Source organism: Paenibacillus forsythiae T98 (assembly GCF_000520735.1).
Taxonomy (GTDB): Bacteria; Bacillota; Bacilli; order Paenibacillales; family Paenibacillaceae; genus Paenibacillus_AQ; species Paenibacillus_AQ forsythiae.
Window position 1 is genome coordinate 1 of the sequence record NZ_ASSC01000466.1, and the last position, 5476, is coordinate 5476.

Consider the following 5476-nt stretch of genomic DNA (forward strand, 5'->3'; position numbering starts at 1 on the left):
CCGCCCTGTTTATAGCCCTGCACCACGGACTCCAGAAAGCGGTCATTATCCTCTCCCAGCGGGTCCGTCTCCGAAATGTCCGGTTTGATCTTGTTCTGAAACTTCAGCAGAATATGCTCATGGTATTTGATCAGCAGCTCCAGATGGCGGTCGAACACCGCGTCGGTGTCTTCGCTGCGCCCGGCCTGAAAGTAATGCCGATCCACCGCATCGAGCACTTCATAGCCTTTTTGCAGGGATGAGAGCATATTTTTATAAACAACCATATGTCTGGTCTCGCTGTATTTGGGCTTGCGCAGCTGCTTCTGCTCTTCTTCAAACAGAGTGTATTTATCCGCCAGGGAACGGATGGAGCCTTCAAGGGCGTTCTTCTCATCCCGGAACACACTCTCCTTCATTTCATGGGAAACGGCGGTCCGGAGCAGCAGGGACAGACTGGAGAAGACACTCTCAATTTGGTTGATGTACTGCTTCCGCGGCTTCGGAGGAAAGACGAGGATGTTGATGACGAAAGCGGACACAACCCCCGTCATGAGCAGCAGGAACCGGTTCAGCGCAAACTGCCACTGCCCGGATGCATCCATCACGGATATGACGGTGACAAGCGTCAGCCCGATCGTGTCAGCCCGGTTCATCTTCATGCTGAGCATAATGACCAGGATACAGACAATTCCCACCGCAATCGGCTGATTGGACAGCAGCATACCGCCAAGCAGCGCTATAACCGCGCCGATGGTACTGGTCTGAATCTGGTCCAGAAAATGCCGCCAGGACCGGTAGATGGACGGCTGCAATGCGAATATGGCCGCTATGCCCGCGCCGGTTGGCGTGGGGAACTTCAGCAGCGTGGCGAGATATAGGGCAAGCGTTACCGCAAGCCCCGTTTTAAGTACGCGGGCGCCAAAATTCACGGCCCATCCCTCCTCTAGTTACATATATCAGCTTTGTGCAAGCATGGCCTTATTATTATTACCCATGGGGCTGGGCGTCGAAATTTAACAGAATTTAAGTATTTTTTCAGTGTCTTTTCAGGTTTCTGGAAATACTGGGATCGATAGGCCCATTTTCGAGGAAAAGAGGTGAACCGAATGAACGCATTTGCCAACAAAGCGCTGGCGCTGTCCGCCTCCCTGCTGATCGGGCTGGCTTATGGACTTACCTCACCGGGCACGGCGGGAGCCGAAGCAGCCCTGGACAATGGCCGGACCGCCCAACCCCCTGCGAATCCGAATGCCGGCGCGCATGAAGGGCATAGAGCCAAGCATCACGGCCAAGGACATTTCATCCTCAAGGAGAGCGCCAGGCTGCTTGACATGGACTGCTCCTCTCTCCTGGACAGCCTGAATTCCGGAAAAAGCCTGGCGGCCATCGCCAAGGAGAAGAAAGGCTGGAGTGAGGAGCAGTATGTGCAGAAGCTTGCGGAAGCGGCCGGAGAACGCATTGACAAGGCTGTCGCCGAAGGACGCTTCACCCCGGAGCAAGGGAACAAGCTCAAGGCAAGACTGCCCTTCATGCTGAAAGCGCGGATCAATGAGAAAGGACCGTTGTCCGGACATCCTCAGTGCCGGAAGGCGCCTGAAAATAACGGGTAATGGACTGTGGTCCCGTATGCCTGCAGCCGGATCGTTAAAGCCGGATATCCTTGCCCGGGTATCCGGTTTCTCCTCGTTCCAATTCCTATTTCTTGCGCTTCTTCAGGTATGCGCGGCACGACTCAAACCCTGCAATGGACAGCATCAGCCAGGCGCAGCTGATCGCATAGCCGCCGATTACATCGCTCGGATAATGCACCCCCAGATAAATCCGGCTCCAGCCGATCGCAGCGGTCATAAGGAAGCAGGCGGCGACCAGCAGAACCCGGCCGGCTGTGGAACGCATATGACGCCACAGCAGAAAGGTCAGCGCGCCGTATACCGAAAAGGCGGCCATCGAGTGCCCGCTCGGGAAGCTGAAGCCGGTCTCTTCAATAATCCGGTGGATATCCGGCCGCTCCCTGTGAAACCAATCCTTCAAAAGAGTATTAAGGTGATTTGAAGTCACGCCCACCCATAGAAACAGCAGCAGTTCAAGCCGGTGCTTGAGGAACAGGAACAGGGCGGCCATAATAACGAGCGACAGACCGATTACGATTCTGGACGATCCGACCAGGGACAGAGTCTTGGCTGCGGACGTTAGCGCAGGCGTTTCGCCGGATTGGATAAGATGAATAATCCGTTCATCGAACGCCGCTGTGTAGTTATACGACACCAGAACGGCAATCAGCCCGAAGATGCCCGCAAACAGCAGGAAAAGCTTGAAACCTCTGGACCAATGCCTGGAAATCATTCTCTATAGCCCCCTAAGTACATTTACCGAACGGAGCCGGTTTCCAGTGGATACCTTCTCCATGCTATACTTGGTTAAAGAAATTAATTATAAAAAGATGGAGTGCTGCCAAAGTGGAAATCCAAAAGCTTCAGGAACGCATGTTGAGCCAATTCGTTCAGACCAAGGTTCCGCTAACAATCTTTACAACCAACGGAGTAAAAATCCAGGGCACGATGACCGCGTATGACGCTTACACATTAACCTTGCAGGGTCAAAGCGACGGCAGACAGAACGTGCTGTTCAAATCCGCCGTATCCACCATTGTTCCGCTAAGGCCGGTATCGCTAAGGTAGCGCTCTTCCCCTGGCATCTTACCTTCTTCAGCCGATTCATACAGTTTACGCAGGAAACGCCGGTCTTAGCAGCCCGGCGTTTCCTGCTGTTCGTATTCAAGCAGCTGCCTGCGATTGGCGGATTTATTAGAACAGAGCAGGCTTAACGCAGACGGGCTTTGACACCGCCGCTTCATGGCCGGTAAAGGTCAGGCGCCCGCTTTCATTGTCCCGCGCAAAGACCACAAGGTTATTGGCATCCCGGTTGGCAACGATGAGATAGCTCCCGTCCGGCGTCAGCGCAAAATGGCGCGGATGGCCGCCGCGAGTGGACACATGCTCAACATAGGCAAGCTCCGCCGTCGCCGGATTGACCGCATAGACGACAATGCTGTCATGCCCGCGGTTCGATCCGTAGAGATAACGGCCGTCCGGGGACAGCGCGATCTCCGCGCACGTATTTTCCAAGGCGTAGTCTGCCGGAAGAGCCTGAACCGTGGCCACGGTCTTAAGCGTTCCGCTCTCCGCCTCGTATGTAAAAGATGTGATCGTTGAATCCACTTCGTTAATGACATATGCGGAATGTCCGTCCGGATGAAAGGCAAAATGACGGGGACCGGCTCCCGGATGGAGCCTGGTGTCTCCTTGCGCCTCAAGCGTTTCCTTCTCATAGTTGACAGTGTACTTGCGGATCACATCAAGCCCCAGATCACACACAAAGAGAAAACGTCCATCCGGGCTGAGCGTCGCCGAATGTGGATGAGGACGGTCCTGCCGCTCCGGGTCGGCCCCGTGCCCCGTATGAACGGCGCTGTCGGTCAACCGTACCGTTCTTCCTTCGCCGTCAAGGGCGACAAGCCCAATCATTCCTCCGTGATAGCTTGAAACGATGAGATAACGGTTCGAGGCATCCGAGATAATGTGGCAGGTGCTTGTCGCGGTCTTGCCTTCGGCGGGCATCGTTCCCGTCCGGCTGATCTCCTTCAATGCCCCGCTCGCCGAGTCGATAGAATAGGCGGCCACTTCCCCTTCTTTTACCCCGTCTTCGTTCAGCTTGTCGCCTATAGCATACAGCCGGCGCCCCCCTGCATCGACATCGACGAATGTCGGGTTCGCAATTCCTTTCACTTCGTCAAGCAATGTCAAGGCCCCCTGGCTTGGATCAAACTGAAATACGTGGATACCCTTCTCTCCTGCCCCGGAATAAGCCCCTGTGAACAGAAGCAGCTTGGATGATTCGGTCATATGATTACTCCTCCTTTTGGGTCGTGCTTCGCTTTATCTAATTTACATTTTTTCTCCGTCCATGACAAATGGTGCGGGCGTTATTGCCTTAATTATTTTAAAAATAAACCTTTTCAGGGATAGAAGGCTATGTTATAATGAAAGCGCTAACAATGAGTGAATAAGAAATGGGGGAACAGGAATGAGCAGCATTCTGCTGGAAGCCGGAAATGTATATGAGGACTTCGAGGTGGAAACGAACGTTCTGTTCTTTAAGGTCGGTAATCATGACCTGGTTATCTTTCACGGCAGAAACTATAATATCAAAAAAAGAATGTCTGCCGAGCAGCTGGGCCGCCTGCTGAAATCTCCGAGCTATTTTCATGTTCAGGGCGAAGTTTATGTCAATTTGAACAAGATCAGCTCGATCGAGGATGACTTCATCTATTTCGGGGAAAAAGGAGCGTACGCCAAGCGGGTACACATCCCCAGAAGAAAGCAGGAAGCGATCCGCCAGCTTCTGGGCAACCGGGTTTCTTGAAGCCCGCCGCCATATTCTGCCTCTTAAAGCCGGAAAATCACGGGAGACCGCGATTTCCGGTTTTTTGCCGTTTATTAAGGCAGTCTTAAAAAGAATATCCGTTTTTTTATGCTTTCTTAAGGTTTGAAGCCCAGAGTTCTGGTAAAGTTGTATGAAGACAGGCAACACCTATAACTGAAGGGAGTCATTGCTACAATGGATGAGAAGAATTTGAACGAGAGAGAACACCAGATTATCTCCACGGACGCGGAGGAAGCCGCAGCCGATCATACGAATCAGGATATCCCTGTTATGGACAAGGTCGGTGAACCCGAGAAGAACGCGTCCGCTGCATCAAGGGGCGGCAAGGGCTGGATGATCGCCACGATCGTGCTGGCGGCCGCACTTATTATTGTACTGATTAAACCGCCTTTCCAGAAGGCAGAGGGCGAAGCGGCAGTCGCCACGATAAACGGCCAGGATATTACCCAGAATGAGCTGTACGACAAGCTGGTGAAGACCGGAGGGGAAGCGACTCTGCAGTCCATGATTACCGAGGAGCTTGTTGATCAGGAAGCCGCGAAGGCCAAAATCACAGTGACCGATGCCGATATCAACAGTGAGATTGAAGATCTCCAGAAGCAGTTCGGGGGCGAAGAAGGGCTGAACTCCGCGCTTTCCCAGAGCGGTATGACGATGGACGATCTCAAGGAGCAATTGCCGCTTCAGGTTAAGATTCGCAAGCTGCTGGAGCCAAAGGTCACGGTTACCGATAAAGATATTCAAACCTATTTTGACGAAAACAAGGCGACGCTCGGCTCGGAAGAGCAAGTTCGCGCTTCCCATATTCTGGTTAAGACGAAAGAGGAAGCCGATGCGATCGAGAAGGATCTTAAGGCCGGCAAAGACTTTGTGGCATTGGCCAAGGAGAAGTCGGGAGACACAGGCTCCAAGGATAAAGGCGGCGATCTTGGTTTCTTCAAGCGCGGCGATATGGTTGCCGAATTCTCGAACGCGGCCTTCAAAATGAAGGTCGGTGACATAAGCGAGCCTGTCAAGAGCGAGTATGGCTAACACATCATCAAAAAAACAG

7 protein-coding genes are annotated in these 5476 nt (G+C 53.0%); 4 read left to right on the forward strand and 3 right to left on the reverse strand.

The window, feature by feature from the left end:
- On the reverse strand, positions 1–911 hold a 911-nt coding region (locus L692_RS0114940; RefSeq protein ID WP_025700972.1), incomplete at its 3' end, for an FUSC family protein.
- 177 nt (positions 912–1088) lie between these two features.
- On the opposite strand from L692_RS0114940, the gene L692_RS0114945 reads away from it, so the two are divergent.
- Positions 1089–1592: a hypothetical protein gene (locus tag L692_RS0114945; RefSeq protein ID WP_025700973.1), complete on the forward strand. Its 504-nt coding sequence runs from the start codon at positions 1089–1091 to the stop codon at positions 1590–1592.
- An 85-nt stretch (positions 1593–1677) separates the two neighbouring features.
- Here the strand turns inward: L692_RS0114945 and L692_RS0114950 are convergent, their stop codons facing one another.
- The gene (locus tag L692_RS0114950; RefSeq protein WP_025700974.1) at positions 1678–2325 is read right to left on the reverse strand and encodes a phosphatase PAP2 family protein; all 648 of its coding nucleotides are present in this window, start codon (positions 2323–2325) and stop codon (positions 1678–1680) included.
- Positions 2326–2438: 113 nt separating this feature from the next.
- Here L692_RS0114950 and L692_RS0114955 point away from each other — a divergent pair, with 113 nt between their 5' ends.
- Positions 2439–2660 carry an RNA chaperone Hfq gene (locus L692_RS0114955; RefSeq protein WP_025700975.1) on the forward strand — a complete coding sequence of 74 codons (222 nt, stop codon included), beginning with the start codon at positions 2439–2441 and terminating at the stop codon, positions 2658–2660.
- Between the two features lie 126 nt (positions 2661–2786).
- On the opposite strand, the gene L692_RS0114960 is transcribed toward L692_RS0114955, so the two are convergent.
- The gene (locus L692_RS0114960) at positions 2787–3884 is read right to left on the reverse strand and encodes a lactonase family protein (protein ID WP_025700976.1); all 1098 of its coding nucleotides are present in this window, start codon (positions 3882–3884) and stop codon (positions 2787–2789) included.
- A gap of 181 nt (positions 3885–4065) precedes the next feature.
- Here L692_RS0114960 and L692_RS0114965 point away from each other — a divergent pair, with 181 nt between their 5' ends.
- Both L692_RS0114965 and L692_RS28920 read left to right on the forward strand, forming a co-directional pair.
- A complete protein-coding gene (locus tag L692_RS0114965; protein WP_025700977.1) occupies positions 4066–4404 on the forward strand; it encodes a LytTR family transcriptional regulator DNA-binding domain-containing protein in 339 nt (112 codons plus the stop codon).
- Positions 4405–4599: 195 nt separating this feature from the next.
- Positions 4600–5457 (forward strand): peptidylprolyl isomerase, encoded by an 858-nt coding sequence (locus L692_RS28920; protein ID WP_036723835.1) that lies wholly within the window; start codon positions 4600–4602, stop codon positions 5455–5457.
- The last annotated feature ends 19 nt before the right edge of the window (positions 5458–5476 follow it).

Excerpts from the sequence above, each read along its gene's own strand:
- L692_RS0114965 (WP_025700977.1), top strand. The coding sequence starts at position 4,066 with ATGAGCAGCATTCTGCTGGAAGCCGGAAATGTATATGAGGACTTCGAG.
- L692_RS0114960 (WP_025700976.1), bottom strand. The coding sequence starts at position 3,884 with ATGACCGAATCATCCAAGCTGCTTCTGTTCACAGGGGCTTATTCCGGG.
- L692_RS0114950 (WP_025700974.1), bottom strand. The coding sequence starts at position 2,325 with ATGATTTCCAGGCATTGGTCCAGAGGTTTCAAGCTTTTCCTGCTGTTT.
- L692_RS0114945 (WP_025700973.1), top strand. The coding sequence starts at position 1,089 with ATGAACGCATTTGCCAACAAAGCGCTGGCGCTGTCCGCCTCCCTGCTG.
- L692_RS28920 (WP_036723835.1), top strand. The coding sequence starts at position 4,600 with ATGGATGAGAAGAATTTGAACGAGAGAGAACACCAGATTATCTCCACG.